General features: G+C 29.6%; 20 protein-coding genes and 1 other annotated feature. Of the genes, 4 read left to right on the forward strand and 16 right to left on the reverse strand.

The window, feature by feature from the left end; all coding sequences use genetic code 11:
* Positions 1-176: 176 nt before the first annotated feature.
* The 4 genes from J3477_RS12030 to J3477_RS12045 all read right to left on the reverse strand — a co-directional run bounded on the left by J3477_RS12030 (position 177) and on the right by J3477_RS12045 (position 4,026).
* Entirely contained in the window at positions 177-1,061 is an 885-nt protein-coding gene (locus J3477_RS12030) for a sugar ABC transporter permease (RefSeq protein ID WP_206870193.1), read from the reverse strand.
* 1 nt (position 1,062) lies between these two features.
* On the reverse strand, positions 1,063-1,992 hold the full coding sequence (locus J3477_RS12035) for a carbohydrate ABC transporter permease (protein WP_206870194.1): 930 nt from the start codon (positions 1,990-1,992) through the stop codon (positions 1,063-1,065).
* Positions 1,993-2,055: 63 nt separating this feature from the next.
* A complete protein-coding gene (locus J3477_RS12040; protein ID WP_206870195.1) occupies positions 2,056-3,282 on the reverse strand; it encodes a sugar ABC transporter substrate-binding protein in 1,227 nt (408 codons plus the stop codon).
* A 489-nt stretch (positions 3,283-3,771) separates the two neighbouring features.
* Positions 3,772-4,026 (reverse strand): hypothetical protein, encoded by a 255-nt coding sequence (locus J3477_RS12045; RefSeq protein WP_206870196.1) that lies wholly within the window; start codon positions 4,024-4,026, stop codon positions 3,772-3,774.
* 561 nt (positions 4,027-4,587) lie between these two features.
* On the opposite strand from J3477_RS12045, the gene J3477_RS12050 reads away from it, so the two are divergent.
* The gene (locus J3477_RS12050; protein ID WP_206870197.1) at positions 4,588-5,307 is read left to right on the forward strand and encodes a polysaccharide deacetylase family protein; all 720 of its coding nucleotides are present in this window, start codon (positions 4,588-4,590) and stop codon (positions 5,305-5,307) included.
* Positions 5,308-5,486: 179 nt separating this feature from the next.
* Positions 5,487-5,990, forward strand: a complete 504-nt coding sequence (locus J3477_RS12055) for an amidase domain-containing protein (protein WP_206870198.1) — start codon at positions 5,487-5,489, stop codon at positions 5,988-5,990.
* A gap of 68 nt (positions 5,991-6,058) precedes the next feature.
* Here the strand turns inward: J3477_RS12055 and J3477_RS12060 are convergent, their stop codons facing one another.
* The 3 genes from J3477_RS12060 to J3477_RS12070 form a co-directional block, all read right to left on the reverse strand.
* Positions 6,059-6,622 (reverse strand): N-acetylmuramoyl-L-alanine amidase, encoded by a 564-nt coding sequence (locus tag J3477_RS12060; RefSeq protein WP_206870199.1) that lies wholly within the window; start codon positions 6,620-6,622, stop codon positions 6,059-6,061.
* Positions 6,623-7,023: 401 nt separating this feature from the next.
* On the reverse strand, positions 7,024-7,581 hold the full coding sequence (locus J3477_RS12065; RefSeq protein WP_206870200.1) for a hemerythrin domain-containing protein: 558 nt from the start codon (positions 7,579-7,581) through the stop codon (positions 7,024-7,026).
* An 11-nt stretch (positions 7,582-7,592) separates the two neighbouring features.
* A complete protein-coding gene (locus J3477_RS12070) occupies positions 7,593-8,234 on the reverse strand; it encodes a hypothetical protein (protein ID WP_206870201.1) in 642 nt (213 codons plus the stop codon).
* A gap of 366 nt (positions 8,235-8,600) precedes the next feature.
* On the opposite strand from J3477_RS12070, the gene J3477_RS12075 reads away from it, so the two are divergent.
* Positions 8,601-9,539, forward strand: coding sequence for a polysaccharide deacetylase family protein (locus J3477_RS12075; RefSeq protein ID WP_206870202.1), 939 nt, complete (start codon positions 8,601-8,603; stop codon positions 9,537-9,539).
* 321 nt (positions 9,540-9,860) lie between these two features.
* Complete coding sequence (locus tag J3477_RS12080) at positions 9,861-10,163, forward strand: hypothetical protein (RefSeq protein WP_206870203.1); 303 nt, start codon at positions 9,861-9,863, stop codon at positions 10,161-10,163.
* A gap of 246 nt (positions 10,164-10,409) precedes the next feature.
* On the opposite strand, the gene J3477_RS12085 is transcribed toward J3477_RS12080, so the two are convergent.
* The 9 genes from J3477_RS12085 to J3477_RS12125 form a co-directional block, all read right to left on the reverse strand.
* Positions 10,410-10,928 (reverse strand): tryptophan transporter, encoded by a 519-nt coding sequence (locus tag J3477_RS12085; protein WP_206870204.1) that lies wholly within the window; start codon positions 10,926-10,928, stop codon positions 10,410-10,412.
* 161 nt (positions 10,929-11,089) lie between these two features.
* Positions 11,090-11,326 (reverse strand) — a binding site (T-box leader).
* A gap of 39 nt (positions 11,327-11,365) precedes the next feature.
* Positions 11,366-12,745 carry an MATE family efflux transporter gene (locus J3477_RS12090; RefSeq protein ID WP_206870205.1) on the reverse strand — a complete coding sequence of 460 codons (1,380 nt, stop codon included), beginning with the start codon at positions 12,743-12,745 and terminating at the stop codon, positions 11,366-11,368.
* Positions 12,746-12,863: 118 nt separating this feature from the next.
* Positions 12,864-14,741: a bifunctional diguanylate cyclase/phosphodiesterase gene (locus tag J3477_RS12095; RefSeq protein WP_206870206.1), complete on the reverse strand. Its 1,878-nt coding sequence runs from the start codon at positions 14,739-14,741 to the stop codon at positions 12,864-12,866.
* Positions 14,742-14,777: 36 nt separating this feature from the next.
* Positions 14,778-14,918, reverse strand: a complete 141-nt coding sequence (locus tag J3477_RS12100; protein WP_206870207.1) for a hypothetical protein — start codon at positions 14,916-14,918, stop codon at positions 14,778-14,780.
* A 251-nt stretch (positions 14,919-15,169) separates the two neighbouring features.
* Complete coding sequence (locus J3477_RS12105) at positions 15,170-15,361, reverse strand: DUF4250 domain-containing protein (RefSeq protein ID WP_206870208.1); 192 nt, start codon at positions 15,359-15,361, stop codon at positions 15,170-15,172.
* Positions 15,362-16,078: 717 nt separating this feature from the next.
* Positions 16,079-16,561, reverse strand: coding sequence for a free L-methionine (R)-S-oxide reductase MsrC (msrC, locus tag J3477_RS12110; protein ID WP_206870209.1), 483 nt, complete (start codon positions 16,559-16,561; stop codon positions 16,079-16,081).
* A gap of 179 nt (positions 16,562-16,740) precedes the next feature.
* Positions 16,741-17,766, reverse strand: coding sequence for an adenosine deaminase (gene add, locus J3477_RS12115; protein ID WP_206870210.1), 1,026 nt, complete (start codon positions 17,764-17,766; stop codon positions 16,741-16,743).
* A gap of 14 nt (positions 17,767-17,780) precedes the next feature.
* The gene (locus J3477_RS12120) at positions 17,781-19,151 is read right to left on the reverse strand and encodes a sensor histidine kinase (RefSeq protein WP_206870211.1); all 1,371 of its coding nucleotides are present in this window, start codon (positions 19,149-19,151) and stop codon (positions 17,781-17,783) included.
* A gap of 21 nt (positions 19,152-19,172) precedes the next feature.
* Positions 19,173-19,835: a response regulator transcription factor gene (locus J3477_RS12125; protein WP_206870212.1), complete on the reverse strand. Its 663-nt coding sequence runs from the start codon at positions 19,833-19,835 to the stop codon at positions 19,173-19,175.
* Positions 19,836-19,934: the final 99 nt, after the last annotated feature.

The following is a 19,934-nucleotide window of genomic DNA, read 5'->3' on the forward strand; positions in this document are numbered from 1 at the left end:
TAATTAAAATTTTCAAAACCTTATGGATTATACCAATAAAGTTTTGAAAATTTTTAATCAAAAATCATATTATCTATAGATGAATCACTTCATAATCAAATTTATATTTTCAACTTTCCCTCTCAGAATCCAGGAGAGTTTTGAAAATAGATTTCATATTGAAGCATACCTCTTTATTAACCTTTTACTGATCCTGCAACTAGCCCTTGAGCAATAAATTTCTGGCATGCAGTAAATACTATAGCTATAGGAAGTGATGCCATTACTGATGCAGCTGAGAACTGAGTCCAGTTTGCAGCAAATTGATTTTTTATAAAACTCCTAAGCCCTGTAGCTATTGTTTGATTTGCTGCATCTTTCATCAATGCAGACGTAAAGATAAATTCTGAGTATGTTCCAATGAATGAAAACAAGAACATAACCACAAGCATTGATTTAGTTAAAGGGAGTATTATCTTAACAAACATCTGCCAAGTAGTTGCTCCATCAACATATGCAGCTTCGTCTAAATCCTTAGGAATTCCATCAATAAATCCCTTAAGTAGCCATATACTATAAGCTGATCCACCTGCAAGTAATATTATAAGAGTCCAGAACTTATCCATAAATTCGAACTTATAAGCAATACCTAATATTGCTGGTAGAGCCATTGTTGCTGGAAAATATTGAAGAACAAGTAATGCCATAAGTCCATTTTTTCTGCCTGTAAATCTTACCCTTGCAAAAGCAAATGCTGCTGGTAAGGTCATAGCTAATTGAATAAACGCAACCGAAAAGCATAAAACCATTGAATTCTTAAACCATATCAAGAAGTCTGTTTCATTTAATACCTTAGAGTAATTTCTCAAGGTCCACTCTTTAGGGAAGAATGTAGTTTGTACAAAGGCTTCTCCTGAAGCCATTGATGAAGTTAATACTGCAATGATAGGAATCATGGTTACAATAACAACAAACCATATAAATATTCTTCCGATCCAAAGATTTCTCACTTCAGAAGTTCTAAGCTTTTTCTTGTATTTTAGATTAGTTTTAATATTACTAGATTCTTTAGTAGATAACATACTAATCAACCTCCTTAAATTGTCCTGATGCTTTCATTTGTATTACTGAAATTGTAGCTATTATCAAGAATATTATTATAGAAAGTGCTGATCCTATGTCGTATCTTCCAAATTGTGTTGCTAATTTATATGTTGTTGATGAAAGTATATCTGTGTAACCTGCAAATTGTGTATCTAATCTTGCTGGTCCACCCTCTGTAAGCAAAAATGCTGATCCAAAATTGTTAAAATTAAATGCGAAGGTTGATATCAGCAAAGGATATGCTGTTCTTGCCAGTTCTGGTAAAGTTATCTTTCTAAATTGAGTGAACTTGCTTGCACCATCTACTTCTGCTGCTTCGTATTGATCTTCTGATATAGCTGAAATTGCACCTATACATATATTCATCATATATGGGAAGCCTAACCAAATATTCACTATTATAATCGCTATTCTTGCCCACCATGGATTAGTTAGCCATTGTAGAGGTTCTTTCAAGATATGAAGATTAACTAAAATTGTATTAATTGCACCGTAATCAGTGTTTAGTAAGCCCTGCCAAGATAATATAGCTACTGCTACAGGCAATGCCCAAGGAATAACTAAAAAGCCTTTATATACGAACGCTTCTTTCATGTTTTTGTTAGAAAGAACAAGCGCTATTATCAATCCTACAAAAAAACAAGTTGCTGTTGAAATTAATGCGAATGAAAATGTCCATCCAAAAACCGGTAAAAAAACCGCCTTAAAAGGTCCTGTTAGTACTTCTTTAAAATTACTCAATCCTACAAAATGATAATTATCTCTGTTATACATGGTGAAATCAGTTAAAGAGACATATACTGTATATATAATTGGTAATACTGTAAAGATAAATATTGAAATAAGTGCTGGAAATAAATATGGAATAGCTTTTAATCCATTTCTTCTATTGCTTGTAACTCTTTCCACAACTAACCCCCCTAATTATTTTTTAAAAAAGGGGGATTCCCCCCCCATATAGTTTAACCTAAATTATTTTTGTTGTGCAATACCTTGCTTAATTTGTTCAACTGTAGTGTCAGCAGCTTTTTTAGCATCTACTTTTCCTGCTGTTAAAAGTTGTAAGTTATTTGCACCAGGTGTCCACATAGCTTGAATTTCAGGTATGTTTGGCATTGGTTGTGCAACTTTAGCTTGTTCAGCAAATTGTACAGCTGTTTCACTAGCCTTGAACTTGTCACTATTTAAAGCATCATTTAATACTGGTATTCTGTTTCCAGTTTCAAATAATACTAATGGAGCCTTATCGTTTAAGTATTTCATTAATTCCCAAGCTGTATCTTGGTTCTTAGATTTTGAACTTACGAATGCTGTTTGAACTCCCATGAATGATGGAGTAGCTTTTCCATTTGTTTGTGGTAGTGGAACTACTTTAAATGGAACTTTAGCATCTTGGAATCCCTTAACATCCCAAGGACCTGAAATATAGAAACCTATCTTACCAGCTTGGAAGTCTCCCTTTGCTCCATCACCCTTTATGTCAGAGCTCATGAACTTATTTTTAGCAACTAGATCTTGAATAAATTGATATCCTTTTACTGCACCTTCGTTGTTTAATCCGATATCCTTTGCATCTAATGAACCGTTATTATTCTTAAATACGTATCCACCGTTTGCAGCAAGGAAAGCATATGAATAATAGAAGTTATTGATATCATATTTAAATCCAACTTCTTTAGCCTTAGTAACTAACTCGTCCATTGATTTAGGAACTTCTTTTACTTTGTCAGTATTATAGAATAATGCATATGTTTCCATAGCTATTGGAACTGCATATTGCTTACCTTGTAAAGTAACAGCATCAATTACTGATTGAGATGCGAATTTACTCTTATCAATAACTCCAGAAGGAACTTCTGCTAATACTCCAGCTTTTTGGAATGTTCCAAGGTTATCATTTGCTAAACCATACATTATGTCTGGGCCTTTAGAACTTTGAGCTGCTTGGATATAAGCTTGGAAATCACCCTTGTCCTCTACAACTTTAACCTTATTACCAGTTTCTTTAGCCCATTGTTGAGCAATCTTGTCTAATTCTTTTACTTCATTAGTCATTAAATGTGACCAAACAACTAATTCTTTTCCACCCTTAGAATCCTTTGCAGCTGTAGAATCATCTTTCTTTCCACATCCTATAAATGCACTTGAAATTACTAGAGCTGACATTACTGTTGCTAAAACCTTTACACGTTTACTCATATTGTACCCCCCATAATTAATTAATTTATAATATTTCAAACATTAGCGCAATCGGTTGCATTAACGTTTGTGATTTACTGTAATTTCATTATAAATTCTAATGAATACGTTGTCAACATGTTTTCAAGTTATTTTTTACTGTTTTTCATGCTATTTACCGATTATTAGTATTTATCTTTATTATTTTAACTATTTCTCTATAATGCTACATATTATATCTTCATTTGAATTTCTAAGTATATTTTTAGCCAATTACACAAAAACTTATTTAATACATTTATATACTAAAACATTAATGTTTATGAAAGATTTTTAGGAAGCAAATACGTTTCATTTTTTGCTGTATATTACCATAAAACTAACGCCTTTAAAAGCTCCAAATATAGTCTCCATAAAAATTTCATACATTCCATATATAGCAAAAAAGCACCTTATTGTTCAAGATGCTTTTAAAATTCATATTTAATATCATTTTTTATATTGCCATAATTACAATTCTTCATAATCTACATCTACAACTTTGCTTCCTGTAGAATTAGATTTAACCTGTTCATTTAAGTTCTGTTTTATTGGTTCATCTTTTTTGTACTTGTTGGTTCCAGAAAACATGCTGCTATTTTTTATGGTTTTATATAACCATCCTCCAATTACTACAAGTAATATTACTGGCAATAGGAGTTTAAACAACATCACTGCCCCTATTATTATTGCAATGATAATTAAAATCTTTACTATACTTTCCATAATTAAAATTCGATACCTCTTCTCCTTATATACATATGCACATATCAGTAAAAATTCGCTAAAGCGATCTTATTAAGTGAATTTTTTTGCGCATCTGCCTTTTCTGAACGCATGTGAAGAAATTCTGGCAGGCGACATATTCTTATTTTTTATTCTTTAAATCACATTATATTTTAAGTGGTTACTCATATTTATCCACAGATATAATTTAGTTACAATTTTCTAAAGAATAAAAAAACTTAATATTTAAAATATAAACTATTCATTTAAAAATATTAACTTTGACATCTATGTATTTATTTTTATTCCTATTTAAATAATTTACAAAATTCACTGAATCCTTATATTGATTTTATTATATCATTTATTATGCAAAAATCCATGAACAAATTGTAAATTATAATTATAATTACTGCATAATACAGTATCTCATACTATTTCATGCAAACCTTTCCAATCTGGGTTTTATTACCTACTAAAAAAAACAATATTTTTTCCCCTATTTGAAATAATAAAGAGATGAAAATAAATAATTTGTATTAATCTCTAGGAGGCGATTATATGAGGCATACTACTCGAATTACATTTTGTATCCTCTTATCATTAATTTTATTTAGTTTAAGTGCTGTTAATGTTTTTGCACACGAAGAAACATTAAACGAGCAAAAGGTAGTTTACTTAACCTTTGATGATGGTCCTAGCGGAAAATTAAATAATAAAGTATTAGATATTTTAAAAGAAAAAAATGTTAATGCTACATTCTTTCTTATCGGTAATATGATTAAAGGTCAAGAAACACTAGTAAAAAGGATGGTTGATGAAGGAAATGCAATAGGTCTTCATACTTATAGTCACGAAAAAGATAAGATATATAGAAGCAATAAAAGCTTTGTGGATGAAATGTTATTAACTCAACAAATAATTTATGACGTTACAGGAGTTAAATCAACTATAATCCGATTTCCATTTGGTTGCAACAACAATTCTTATAAATTAACTACAGCTATGGTTGATACACTTCACAGTAGTAATTTTAAAATCTACGATTGGAATGTAGATTCAACTGATGGTATGAACCCCAGCTTAGCTCCTTATAAGATTTTATCTAGAGCCAAAAGTGATAAAAACCCAGCTGTAGTACTTATGCATTGTGGTTACCTAAACAAAAATACTGCTGCTGCTCTGCCAGAGATAATAGATTTTTATAAGAGCAAGGGTTATGAATTTAAGGTAATAACTGAAGAGACCCCTGAAGTGTATAGATTAAGTAAACATAGATAATTATTAATAGTATTTAGAAATTATATAAATATTTATGGATACACCTTATTTACAGCCTTATCAATAATTATATTGAAAAGGCTGTAAAATACAACTTCTATTTAAATTAAACATTTAACATAGTACATTTTATTTAGATTTGAATATTATGATTATATAATAATTTTTATGGATGTATTATGTATTATAACAATATATCAGCCGTATCCTATGCTACTGAATACGCTTTATCTCCTAATGACAAGTTTGTATACATGAAGCCACATGGTAAGATAGGTGGAGATTGTGCGAGTTTTTTATCACAATGCCTATTAGCAGGTGGTTCAAGAATGCAGTACAATAATTTACCATGGTTTTATCACTCTACATCTTCGTCACCATATTATAATTGCTCTATCAACTGGTCCGTAGCAAGTTCTCTCTACTGGTTTTTAATGAATAATTCTACAAAAAGTAATTATGGACCAAAAGGAAAATTATTAAATGATATCTCAGAATTAACATTGGGCGATTTAATTTTCTTTCAAAACTCGAATCAAAAGATATTTCATGGGTCGATTGTAACCTCATTTGATGGTGAAGGCACACCTTTAATATCACAACATACCTATAATGGTTTAAATGTCCATATCAGAAGCGAGTATTTTAAAGATACAATCTACTATGTTAGAATATTTATATGAACATCAAAGATTAAAATCAAAAAAAGAAAGCTATGGCTACCATAGCTTCAATTTTTTGCGTACATAGCTTATCCACTTTCTGATGCTTCTTTATTAGATTCTGCTTCTCCAGTAATCGCTTTTACTATAGCTTTAGCAATTGTGTATGGATCATATCTTTCCATATCTTCTTCTGAATCAATAAAACAACATTCTATTAATACACAAGGCATATTTGTGTATTTTGTTACGTACAGGTTACTGTTTTTAACACCTCTATTTACATAACCAAGCTTAGAGATTTCCTCACATATTCGATAAGCAAACTTTTCTGATCTGCCTCCAAGTTCGCTTACCCAACATTCTATTCCTCTTCCACCTCCCGTATTAAAATGAATAGAAAGATGCAGTGATGAATTACTTTCGTTTGCAAGTCTAACTCTATAACCTTTAGAAGCACCAGCAGAATTAAAACTTTTCTCCCAAGGTGTACAATCTTTAGTTTTATACCCTAGTTTTTGAAGATTTTTCATAATAAGATTCCATACAGCCTTTGTGCAGCTATCTTCCAGTCTTAATCCTTTAGCGCCAACATCCGGATAACAGTTATGCCCAGCATCTCCACTAATAGTAGAACCTTTTGCAATTCGCATTCTATCACCACCTAAAATTTTATTCTATATACATCCATACTATGCTTAATTTTTATAAAGGTAACTATTATTGTTTAAAAACCATTGGTACTTATTTTTAAGGATATGTTTAAGAGTATTGTTGAAATTAAGTGGTTATAAAGGAGATGCTATATGAGCGAGCTATTAGAATTAAATGATTTTTTCAGATGTAATAGCGTTAAAAAACTGTACTGTTCGAACGTAGTGAGTTTACAGTTTTAGCTATGGAATCTGACAAAATCATATTAATTCTTTGCGTATGCTCATTAAAGCATCGGATGGATAACCACTTAATTTCAACACAGGTGCTTAAACTTAACCATTTTTAAAAGAAAAGAGCTACCAAATAACTTTAAGTTATTTTGGTAGCTCTATTTCTTTTATCCTAAATATCTTTTCTCTAGATTATTTAATGAATCTAAGTACTTGTTTTGTATCCCACTATTTTCTGCATTTATTTCAAAGTCTTCACAATTCTTATTTATTGAAGCAAGGGTTTCACCTGAAAGATTATTTTTAGCAAATTTATATACAATCTTATCTTCTTTATCAATATGTCTATCTAACAAATTAGCATATGATATAGCATTTGCTATCACATCGAGTTTTGCTTCTTCTTCTCCATTTAAAACCTTTTTTATTGCTTCATCCAAGCTATTTATAAAAAACCTTCCTTGATCGTGTTCAACCAACATTCCAAACTGGATTGTCTTTTTTATAGCCTCATTTAGTTCCTCTTGCATCTTATTGAATAAAAATTGTTCTTCTTTACCATGATGATGTTTATCAGCATAATTTCTTATAAAGTCAATCATCAAATACAAATCATCATAAGAGGCATCAGTACCTTTAAGTACTTTAAAACAAAAACTTCTTACCACTTTTAGCATTCTTTTTATGTTCTTATGTTCTTCCATCATTAATTCGATTGAATCCATTTAATCACATCCTAGCCTACTAATTTTATAATTCTTGTTCCATTATCAGTTATTTTATATTCAAAGTTACTATTTAATTCTTTTACAAATTCTTTTAACCAATTATCTCTTAATCTATAAAATAATCCTACATCCCCATTTTCTCTATCCCAGTATTGGTGATGAATGCATTGAGTAGCTACCCATTCAATTCTTTCTTCACTATTAGCAGTAACTTCATTTACCCTATCGCAAGGCATGCCTTCTAGTATATAATCATTCATAGCTGTATAAATTTCTGCAGGTGTTTGTGGTAAACCTTTTTCTGTCTTATATTCTTCTGCTGCAATCTTACCTTGCTCAGAAAATACTTGAATCATATCATTTATTAATAAACTATCTCTTTCAAGCAGTTTAGTAACCCAAGCAGCTTGCCTTGATTCGGCAGCACTTATTTTACCTTGAAGCCATCCATGAATATTGCCAGTATCAATCATATCTTCTAACGGTCTATCTTCCACAGGAGCTCCGTACTTAGCATAAATTTCATTTCTTAAATCTTCTATATCTATTCCTTTTTGTTCAGCTAACTTAACTAAACTTTCTTCTAAACCTTCAAACCACTCTATCTTATTAAATAACCAGTAATGTATCTTTCCTAAAAATAAACTCATTTTAATATCACCTCGTATAAATTTGTGTAATGTATATTTATTAAATTTGAATAAGCTTAACTATTCTTTACACTTATTTAAAGTATAATAAGTATTTTTTACATCTTATATATTATTTATTTAACAATTTTATTTTATAATAAAACTTATAAAATAACGGTAACAAAAGTTACAGCATTAAAAAATTTGATTTTTGTAATTTTGTTTTGATTTTGTAATTTATTTTTATTAATTTGTAAATAAATGACTAAATTTAGCATTTATAATTATTATGTAAGCTTATTTGACAAACTAGGCAATTATTGTTTATCATGAAAACACATAAGTTTGAAATAACACAAGCACTAAATTGGAGGGACAAAACAATTGCATAAACAAAAAAGACTTAAGCCTAAAAATCTCCTATTAACATTGATAATAACATTTACGTTAATATCAATAATTTTTCTACACATTAATTATGTCAATAATAAATCTAAATTACCTCCTCCAGCAATTTCAGCATCTAATAATGTTGATATTAATCCTACTCATGACAATAATCCTCGTCTAAGAGAACATGTAATAAATACTGACTCTTACGATAATCCTAAAGATCATAGTTCAGAAAAACCACCAATAAATCATGGTAAAAACGGCTATGATGCCTCTATTATACAAGATTTTTTATTGAAAAACAAAATCAAATCAGATGGTAAAAAAATAGCTTTTCTAACATTTGATGATGGACCTTCTTTAGAAGTTACCCCTAAAATTTTAAAAACACTTAATGAACATAGTATCAAAGCTACATTTTTTATTGTTGGAAATCAGTTAGATAAACATCCAGAATCAAGAAAACTACTGATGGACGAGTATATGCAAGGCAATTCTATTGGAAATCATACTTATAGTCATAATCCTGACAAGCTATATCCTAAAAAAGATGTAGATACTAAGTTCTTCATGGAAGATTTAGAGAAAAATAATGTAACTCTTAGAAGTGTGTTAGGAGAAAACTTTCACACAAGAGTAATTAGATTTCCCGGTGGTCATAGAACTTGGAACAAAACTTCTGAAGTAGATCATATCTTAAAAAAGCAGGGATATGTATTTTTAGATTGGAACGACATGACAAGTGATGCTGAAGGAAATCCTAAAACAAAGCAAGAACTCATAGAGAGATATAAAAACACCTTTAAAGGTCAAGATAAATTAGTGATTTTGATGCATGACTCCGAAGATAAGAGCACTACTGCTGATGCTTTACCTGACATTATTAATGATTTAAAAAGCAAAGGCTATGAATTCGAAACTCTAACTTAGCTATGATTTCATATGCCATTCCAAACATTAAGTTATGCATACTAAAAGGATAGTTACGCTATTTCTTAATATGTATAACTTATTTTTTATAAGCTCTTCCTGTATATAAACAAAAGATTTATAATCTAAATCTTCCTTCTATTATAACAAAATTATTTTTTATAATTATATATAATATTATTATTATATATAAAAACTAATTTGTTACAATCTACAAACTTGCTTTTAAATAGTCTTTTCTCTAAAAAAAATTGTTCAAATTCCAACATTCTGTGATATATTTGAGTAAAGATGATTTTCTATTAAAAGGAGGATTTCTATATGTTAGTAAAATGTTCAAATAATACATTATGCACTACTTTAACTATAGGCAAAGAATACTTAGTTATCGATGAAGGTGACAAATATTACGTTATTCTAGATGATACTCAAAATGAAATAACTACAAAGAAAGATAGATTTACTGTTGTTGAAGACAGCGATCTAGCTAAGAAAACCAAAGCCACAATAACTGAGCTAAACTATCAGTTAAGCACTGATTTTTCTGATATCAAAGATTTTAAAATCAGAAAAAACAGTAAAGGTGAAATAAAAGAAATAATAGTAAAGTTTAAATACGAATAGTCTCTATACTTATCTTTGAACTTTACATTAAAACTTATTATTTAAACCTTTTCACAAATTTTGAATCTTATACTTTCTTATACAATAAAAGATAGGTTGTGTTTAATCACAGCCTATCTTTTTGTAATTTTTTATTTAATTCTATAGATGAACCACTTCATAATTAAATTTATATTTTCAAATTTTCCTCTCAGAAACCAGAGGAGTTTTGAAAATAGATTTCAGATTGAAGTGTTTCATCTTTAATTACATAGTACCTGTCCTATTGTACATTTTATAGGAACTAGCTACAATTCTATATAGTATCAATCCAACAATCAAATTCAATATCATTGCTGGTACTACTGCTGCCATAAATAAAGCTGTAAAACTTCCTGGCAATCCTACAATAATTGACGCTGACTCTAAAAATATAAGTCCACTTATAAGTGTACCTATAGGCAAAACTATTCCCATAGTTAAAGTATCTTTTACTCTTCCTTTTAAACCCTTTAGTATAAGAAAAACTAGGTTTGCAGTTATTATTTTATCAATCATATTTGGTACCTGTCCACCTGGAAATTTAGTTGTCATAGCTGTAAAAATTCCTATGATTATTCCTGCTATAAAAGCAGTCTTATAATCATCATTTATCATCAAAATTATAAATAGCATAGTAAGAGCAAAGTCTGGCTGAATCGGTAATCCTAGCGCTGGTGTAATCTGATGAAGCAATGCCCCAATTGCTAAAAGTATGGCGTTTATTATCATTTTTCTTGTTTTCATTATAAAATACCCCCTGATTTATTATTATTGTATTTTCACTGCAGTTAAAATTATTATACTCTTTACTTCACTTCATCAAATTCACCTCCCTAGCTCTGACTACAGCTCAAACTGTAGTAAAATTTATATTTTTTGGCAAATAAAAAAACCCCATCCTATAAAAATAGGACGGAATATATCCGCGGTGCCACCTAAGTTACCAATAAAGGTCTCTCATTATCAGGTACAATCATACCTTCTCTGCTATAACGTGCAGAACACGACATCAACTACTCTCAAAAAGATTTCGTATAGTTCCTCAAAGGCCCATTCACCGGATATCCATGTGCTGCTTCTCATCAAATGCAGCTTTCTGTAACACTTTTATACCTGCTACTATCCCTTATCAAAGGATTTATTATTTATATTATAATTCCAGTTTTATCTAATGTCAAGACTTAATCAACCATTTTTTCTAAGACTCCTAATTCCTTTCTTTTAGGAATTAATACAACTACAACAAATATTCCTGTTAGGATTATTCCCTTTAATATACTGCTTATGCTTATACTCCACCAAACTCCATCAAGCCCCAGCATATTCGGCGCTGAAAGAATAATTGCTAAAGGAATTCTAGCACCAGTTAATACTATACTAGTTATTGAAGGGTATATTGTTCTGCCTAGACCATTAAAAGCTCCACTTGTTGTTATTTCTATACACATAAACAATTGTGAATATCCAAGTATTCTCAAGTACATTTTCCCTAAGCTTATAGCTTCAACTTCTGGTATAAATACTCCAAAAATAGCTTTCCCACCAAAAACTAATAATATAGTTGCCAAAAAACCTATAGCTGATGCAAGAAGTATAGTAGCAAAATAGCCTTTAAATATCCTATCCCATTTTTTAGCCCCAAAGTTTTGTCCAACAAAAGCACTTAATGCAGTAGATAATCCCCCTGCAGTCATCCAAGATATTGCCTCTATTTGAGCCCCTACCTTTTGAACTGCTATAGCAGTTGATCCATATACAGCTATTATTCTAGCAATAAACATCGCAAAAATTGAGAACAAACCATTTTGCAATGCTACTGGTAATCCTAATCTTAGTATCTTCTTAATTGAGTTTATATCGAGTTTTTCAAATAGTTTAATCTTTAAAAATGCATCTTTTCTATTCTTAAGTGCATAAAGAAAAAGTAAAGTAACTACCATTTGGGCTGTAACTGTAGAAATAGCTGCTCCTGTTACCCCCATCTCAGGTATTGGCCCCAATCCAAATATAAGTATAGGATCTAAAACCATATTGTATACTAATCCTACAGTATTTATCAAAAAGGGAATCTTGCTCTCTCCTGATGCATTAAAAATCCCTGTTAGAATGGGATTAATAAAAGTAAATACCATTCCTAAGGCCGATATTACCAAAAATATATCTGCCATATGTATAACATCACTATCACCTAACTTAAAAAAATCTATTAATGGTTTTCTTAATAAGATAAGTAGTAATCCATATAAAATTGCTATTATTAAATTTAACCTTATACTATTATTTATGAATTTTTTTGCTTCACTATTCTCATTTTTCCCTAAAGCTTGTGCAACTCCCACCTCAGCACCAGTCTTTGATATAAGAACTAATGAATTTCCAAACCAAGAAAAAAATCCAGCTGTTCCAACTGCAGCCACCGCCTTACTACCATAATTTCCAAGCCAAAGCATGTCCGTCATGTTATAAGCCATCTGAATAAATGAAGTTCCCATAATAGGTAGCGAAAGCTGTATTAATGTTTTAACTATATTTCCTTCTGTAAGTGTTATTCTTTTTTTCATCGTTACCTCCTTTTGATATAAGTTTCTAAGCACCTCACTTACAATCATTTAAAAATGATCTCAATCAAATATTTCTAGATTATACAAGTAAAAAAGTTTAGGAAGTCCCTCCTAAACCTTATGCAACAATATATCTTTCTTTCATAAGCTCAACAATTTTTTCATAATTTTCTGGCTTACTATAGTAGTACCCCTGAACAAAATCACAGAAAATACTTCTTAAGTAGTCAACTTGATTTTTGTATTCCACACCTTCTGCGACAACTTTAATGCCCAACTTATGAGATAGTTGTATTATATTCTCTACTATATATTGACTTTTTAAGTTACCACCAAGTTCAGAAACAAAGCTTCTATCTATCTTTAGTACATCTATCGGTAGCTTGGTAAGATAGTTAAGAGAAGAATATCCTGTACCAAAATCATCTAATGCAATGCTAAAACCTAAGCCCTTTAGGAAAGCTAGTATTTTTATATTTCTATCAAAAGATTTCATAAGCAAGCTTTCTGTTATTTCAATCTCTATATACTTTGGTTCTATATTATATTTCTCAGTTAATTTTTTGAATGACTCAATTATATTATCATCTCTAAGTTGAATTTCTGATAAATTAAGCGCTAACTTAAAATCATCATGCCCTTTTTCAAGCAAATCTTTACACTTCTTACATACTTCTTCAATTACAAAAAATCCTATTGGTATTATAAGCCTTGTATTTTCAGCTACTGGTATGAATTCTACCGGACTTACCATTCCAAGCTCTTCGCTCTTCCATCTTATAAGAGCTTCAAAACCCATTATCTTAGAATCATCAAGAACTACTTTAGGTTGAAATTGAACATATAGTTCCTTCTTTTCTAATGCCGTTCTTAATCCTTTTTCTAAAGTATAAAATCTATTTTGTTCGCGAGATATTTGATCATCAAAAAACTGATAAATATTTTTACCATTTCCTTTAGCTTTGTACATAGCAACATCTGCATTTCTAAGTAATGATTTATAATCAACGGCATCATCTGGAAAAACTGTAATCCCTATACTTGCTGTAGTAAATATCATTTCGTCCATTAGATTTTTAGTACTATTAAATACATCAATTATCTCTTTTGCAACTGATTTAACATCCTTCAAATCATCTATATCCTGCATAAAAATTACAAACTCATCTCCACCAAACCTACATAATAAGTCCCCTCTTTGACTTACAATATCTTTTAATGCTTGAGCTATAATTTTTAATATATCATCTCCGTAATCATGACCAAAAACATCATTTATATACTTAAAGTTATCTAGATCTATTAAGATTAATGCAGCCTTATCTTTATTCGTCTTATTTTCCTTAAGATATTTATTTATAAGTACTTTGAGGTAATTTCTGTTATGTAGTCCTGTAACTGAATCGTAATAACTCATATAACTAATCTTAAGCTCTTTTTCCTTTTTATCAGTTAAATCACACATTGATCCATATAACCATGTTGCTTTTCCTGAATTATCTCTTATAATTTTTGCTTTAATATTGAGCCATTTTATAGTTTCATCGTCCGCAACTATTCTATATTCAGTTTCATAATAATTAACATCCTGATCCTCAATAGCATCTAATAATTTTTTTCTTGATAAGGTTCTATCTCCTTCATGAATTATTGATGACCAATCTTTTTCATAACTAATAATGTTATTATCACTAAAACTTACAATTTCTTTAATCTTTTCACTGAAGTTAACTTCATCTTTAAGTATGTTCCATTGAAATATTATATCTCTTGTGCCTTCAATTGCAACGGTATACTTTTCTCCCTCTTCCTGAAGCTGTTTATTTAAATTTACTAGCATATTTTTTTCTTTATCTAGTTTCAACAACACCATAAATAAGAAGGTTAAAACTGCTAAATCAAATACGAATCCTACTATTCTCAGCCTTGCAATATTCATAATTATAATTGCTATGACTGAAACAGCATAACCCAAAATGTATATATTCTTTTTCAAGTAATTACCTCCAAATTTATGTATAGTATATGTATCTTATTGATTATCTTTAGTTGTATTTGAAATATCCCCTGCTTCGGAGCTTTCATTTTCTACACAACAGTTTTTATCGTTTAATAAAGTAGCTATTAATGTTATTGAAGCAGCGGCTAATAATAATAATTTTCCTTTTTTCATAAACAGTAATCTCCTTTACGTTAACCTACTTATAAAATATTATATTAGAAATTATTGCTGTTGGAAACATTTTTATTCATTTTAATTATTTTTTTTACATTATATTTTATATTTATTAATAAAACTTATGACTTAATCTATCAATCTTGGAATGTTTATCATAATTTGTAGATTTATTTGACGTAATTTAGTTTTTCAATAAATCTTATATCTACAAAAACCTTCAACTTATTTTTATTATAATTAAGTAGTTATCTAATAAATTGATTAGTTTCTTGGCGATATATATAGCCTTCAGACATTAATCTATCAACTAGTATATTTCGAGATATATCCATATCTTCACACAAATCATCTAAATTACTATAAAAATCCCTTAATTTCATATTTATTATGCTTAATAGTATATAAGCATCCATAACCTTAATTTGTTCATTATCCATCTTTCTCTTCCCCTTCTTTACTCTTTAATTTTGTTTAACATCATATAAAGATGAAACACTTCAATTTGAAAATATAAATTTAATTATGAAGTGGTTTATCTATATATAACTTTTACTTAATATTACCATACTATTATTTCCCAAGAAATCTTATACATGAAAATTCATAATTATTACATATACAGTTGTTTTAAATATATAAAAGTTCCAAATAAAATTCAAACCATTAATTATACTATCAATAAATTCTAAATATCATCTAAAACCTGCATGTAATTATTGGAACTTATTTCCCTATTTTACAATATAATATATCATGTCAAGAAAATAACTTATGATAAGGGGAGAAATATTATAAGTTATAAAGGCTTTCTAGATGAAATCTATGATTTTGGATAAGGACTTTAATCGGAAAGACAAAGGTACTAGTAGATTAGTAGAAATTTTTCTAACAAGATTAATTCTCCCTATCCAAAATCAGCGTTAAGAAAATGCCTTAGTAGTACTATACTACACTTTTAACCTCTTCTAACTATATTCCTGATTAAATATTCGTCCTTTGTGTTGTTAGATTGAGAAATCAGTCTAGCAAAAGACCTCCAACATTTGTTGGAGGTCTTTTGCTAGACTTATCTCTTTTTAACTTGGTTAAGTTTAATAATATTATTGAAATTGTGTGGTTATGCAGTAGCCGCTATATGAGCAAGCTATTAGAATTTATATATGCTTTTCGATTATTTCTACTGCTTCTCTAAGATATTTTTCTTCTAATTCTCCAAATCTACCTTTACTTGGAGAATCAAGATCTAACACTCCAAATACTTCTCCATTTTTAATTATCGGAAGTACAATTTCTGAATTTGAAGCACTATCACAAGCTATATGACCTGGAAAATCATGAACATCCTCTACACGTAAAACAGTTTTTTCTTGTGCAGCAGTTCCACATACTCCACTTCCTACTTTAATTCTATAGCATGCTGGCAGCCCTTGGAATGGTCCAAGTACCAACTCCCCATCTCTCATAATATAGAATCCAGCCCAATTGCAATCATCCATATAAAATTTTATAAGCGCTGAAATATTTGAAAGGTTAGCAATTAAATCAGTCTCTGTCTCAAGTTGATCTCTTACTCCCCACACCATAAACTTGTAATTTTCTTCTCTATTTGTATCTGAAGCTACTCTTATTTCTTCCATTTTTTATGCCCCCATCATCTTGTTTATTTATTTCAACAAATTTTTTATTTAACTTTTTGAAATTATAACATAGTATCTTTTTTAGAACAAGTTACTTTTAATCACTAAATTCATGTTTAATAAACTAAATAAATTTTCATATTTTTGAAATTCACATGGATTTTCTATTTTATTAGTCACTATAGCTTTTTTCTAATTGCTATGTCTAAAAGCTCTTTTCTTAATCTATCCTTTATAGATTTGTCACAAAATGCAAAATTTATTGCATTTTCTATTGTATGAATTACTTCTGAATCAGTTAATTTAAAATTACTTATTATCTTAATGTATTCATTAGTTAAAGTCGTATTTGAAACAGTATTATTATCTGTATTTACTGTAACGATTAAATTCTTCTTAATATATTTATATATTGGATGGTCAATAATTCTATCTATTATTCCAGTATTATAATTACTAGTTACACAAACCTCCAAAGGAATATTTTTATTAAGCAAAATATTCATAGTTTTTTCACTTTGGATTGCTGCTGTACCGTGACCAATTCTTTCTGCATGAAGTAATTCTATAGATTTATCTATATTTTCAAAATTTCCAGTCTCTCCTGCATGTATAGTTATATGAAACCCTAAACTTTTAGCTTTATCAAATAGTTTAACGAATTGATCTGCAGGATACTTTTGTTCATCGCCTGCTAAATCTATAGCCACTACTTTATTACCTAAAAACTTTTTTGCAGCATAAAGTTGCTGCTCATTTATTTCATAACTTTCATGCCTTAGAAGACATATAATCAGATTAAATTCTACATAAAATTTAGACTTACCTTCATTAGCACCATCGAATACAGCCTGAATAACTTCTTCCATTGACAATCCATTCTTACAATGGAAGCAAGGGGCAAATCTTATCTCTATATATTTTATGTTTTCCTTATTACAGTCCTCTACAAGTTCATATGCTATTCTTTTTAAATTCTCTTTATTTTGCATTAATGATATTGGAATGTCAAATTTTTTCAAATATGCTTCTAAGGAAACAGTTTTATCCAACACTGCTATTTGGTTTATAAACTCTTCTTTCTTGTCTTTTTCCATATATCCATCTTGTTTCATCAATTGTAGCATTGTGTCTGGTCTTACAGAACCATCTAAATGACAATGTAGATGTATCTTAGGTAAAGATAATAATTTTTCAAGTTCCAAATAATCACCTTCTCTTATTCAACATTTTTTATACCAGAAATATAAAACGCCACTCCATTATGTTCATTCTTAGCTTGTATATTAGCTCCATGATACTGGACTATTTCTTTTACAATGGATAGCCCTAATCCGTACTTACCGTTTTTTCCTTTAGTGAAAGGTAGAAATAAGCTTTCAAAATCTTTCTCATCTATCTTTTCACCATCATTGTATATTCTTATAGTATATTTCTCTTGTTGTATATATAGACTTACCTCAACCTTTTTCTTAGCATATCTTGATGCATTATCAAGCAAGTTTTCAAGCACAATAGTAAATTGCTCTTTATCTCCTAAAGTGAAAGCATCCTCTAAGGTTTCTATATCCCATTGTAATTCCATATTATTGGCTTTTATTTTATAAAAAACATCAGAAATCACATCACATAATGAGTATAATTGGTTTTTAACAGGTTTAGAGTTTATATATTCAAGTTTTGAAAGCTGTAAAAGGTCCTTTATCCTCTTCTGAAGCATTATAGCCTCTTCATCTATAACCTTCATTGTCCCTTGAAGGGTCCCATTTGGATAAATCCCGTCCTCAACCGCTTGTACGTAGTTCCTAATTACCATTACTGGAGTTTTTAATTCATGTGAAACCTGCTGAAGCATATTTTGTCTCCACTCATCCCTTTTTATAAGCTGGATTCTCATATCTTCAATACTTTCTGCTAAGCCGCCAAGTTCATCTCCTCTTTCAAGTTTAAGTGAGTCGTACCAATCCTGTTTTGCTATTCTTTTCACTCTACTTTCCAAAAACTTTATAGGTGCAGTTATATAGTTGGAGAATGCCATAGACACCATTAAACTTATCATTATTGCAATGATTCCTCCAACTATTAGTTTCTCAGTAACATCCTTAACAAGCTTATTTCTATAAGTATCCATCATGAAAGATATTAGATAAGAATCTTTTCCCTCAAAGTTAGTCTTTTTTATAACATAATATAATCTGCCACTGCTAAGTTTATATTCATATCTCTTACTGGTTTCACTCTGAGTCCTTGTTTCTTTTTCAATTATCTTCATTAGGTCATTAGTTAATGAAGACCTAGAAAATCTCTTAATAATGTTTAAATTTTGATATGGATACACCACCTGGGTTACTGATCTTGTATCTTGAATCATACCTATATTTTCAGCATTTATTTCTTCTAACTCCAAATTTTTATCCTTATTTTTTGACTGTAGAAAAGTATCTTGCGCTAATTCTATGGTTTTATATGTTTCATCTGTAAAAAAAGAACTTATGGATATATTAAAGTACAGTACTAAACATATAAATACCCCAGCAATTATCCCGGCACTTACAGCCCAAACTTGAAAGGTCAAAGATTTATTTTTCATACCAACACCTCAAACTGATCTTTAATTAAGTCTATAACCAAATCCATATACAGTCTCAATTCTAAGTTCAGGCATCCTTTTTCTAAGCCTTCTTACAAGATCATCCACGACCCTGTCACTTCCATAATAGCTTTCTCCCCAAATCATATTTAATATATCATCTCTTGAAAAAGTTTTCTGTTTATTATTTAAGAAAAGCATAAGAAGATCAAACTCCTTAGAACTAAGGCCTACATCCTCGCCACCTTTTGTTATTATTCTTTTATCTGTTTCAATTAAATATCCATATAAATACTGACCACTTGATAGCTCTAATTCTTTGTATGTTCTATCTAATAGCTTTTTTGTCCTTATAACTAATTCTCTGGGCATGAAAGGTTTAGCTAAGTAGTCATCACTACCCATTTCAAGTCCTACTATCCTATCAATATCTGCATCTCTGGCAGATATAAAAATAACTGGAATATTTTTATTACTGGCTTTAATTTCTTTTAAAACTGTAAATCCATCTACATCAGGCAACATTATGTCTAAAATCCATAGATGGGGATTTTCATATATAGATTCTATAGCATCTTCGCCTTTTGAAAAGCTAGACACTTCGAAACCTTCTCTTACTAAATAAGAGCATAATACTGTATTTAAATTCTTATCATCCTCAACTAAGAATATCTTATAACTCATAATTTTTCACTCCTCTTAAGGATATCGCTAATTTTATTATCATAATTATACTCTAATTATTACAAAAAAGTTAATATTTTTTACATTATTAATTCAAAA

Source organism: Clostridium zeae (assembly GCF_017312485.1).
Taxonomy (GTDB): Bacteria; Bacillota; Clostridia; order Clostridiales; family Clostridiaceae; genus Clostridium_AR; species Clostridium_AR zeae.

Coding starts and splice junctions, on each gene's coding strand:
- J3477_RS12030 (WP_206870193.1), bottom strand. CDS start 1,061: ATGTTATCTACTAAAGAATCTAGTAATATTAAAACTAATCTAAAATAC.
- J3477_RS12040 (WP_206870195.1), bottom strand. CDS start 3,282: ATGAGTAAACGTGTAAAGGTTTTAGCAACAGTAATGTCAGCTCTAGTA.
- J3477_RS12045 (WP_206870196.1), bottom strand. CDS start 4,026: ATGGAAAGTATAGTAAAGATTTTAATTATCATTGCAATAATAATAGGG.
- J3477_RS12050 (WP_206870197.1), top strand. CDS start 4,588: ATGAGGCATACTACTCGAATTACATTTTGTATCCTCTTATCATTAATT.
- J3477_RS12055 (WP_206870198.1), top strand. CDS start 5,487: ATGTATTATAACAATATATCAGCCGTATCCTATGCTACTGAATACGCT.
- J3477_RS12060 (WP_206870199.1), bottom strand. CDS start 6,622: ATGCGAATTGCAAAAGGTTCTACTATTAGTGGAGATGCTGGGCATAAC.
- J3477_RS12065 (WP_206870200.1), bottom strand. CDS start 7,581: ATGGATTCAATCGAATTAATGATGGAAGAACATAAGAACATAAAAAGA.
- J3477_RS12070 (WP_206870201.1), bottom strand. CDS start 8,234: ATGAGTTTATTTTTAGGAAAGATACATTACTGGTTATTTAATAAGATA.
- J3477_RS12080 (WP_206870203.1), top strand. CDS start 9,861: ATGTTAGTAAAATGTTCAAATAATACATTATGCACTACTTTAACTATA.
- J3477_RS12085 (WP_206870204.1), bottom strand. CDS start 10,928: ATGAAAACAAGAAAAATGATAATAAACGCCATACTTTTAGCAATTGGG.
- J3477_RS12090 (WP_206870205.1), bottom strand. CDS start 12,745: ATGAAAAAAAGAATAACACTTACAGAAGGAAATATAGTTAAAACATTA.
- J3477_RS12100 (WP_206870207.1), bottom strand. CDS start 14,918: ATGAAAAAAGGAAAATTATTATTATTAGCCGCTGCTTCAATAACATTA.
- J3477_RS12105 (WP_206870208.1), bottom strand. CDS start 15,361: ATGGATAATGAACAAATTAAGGTTATGGATGCTTATATACTATTAAGC.
- msrC (WP_206870209.1), bottom strand. CDS start 16,561: ATGGAAGAAATAAGAGTAGCTTCAGATACAAATAGAGAAGAAAATTAC.
- J3477_RS12120 (WP_206870211.1), bottom strand. CDS start 19,151: ATGAAAAATAAATCTTTGACCTTTCAAGTTTGGGCTGTAAGTGCCGGG.
- J3477_RS12125 (WP_206870212.1), bottom strand. CDS start 19,835: ATGAGTTATAAGATATTCTTAGTTGAGGATGATAAGAATTTAAATACA.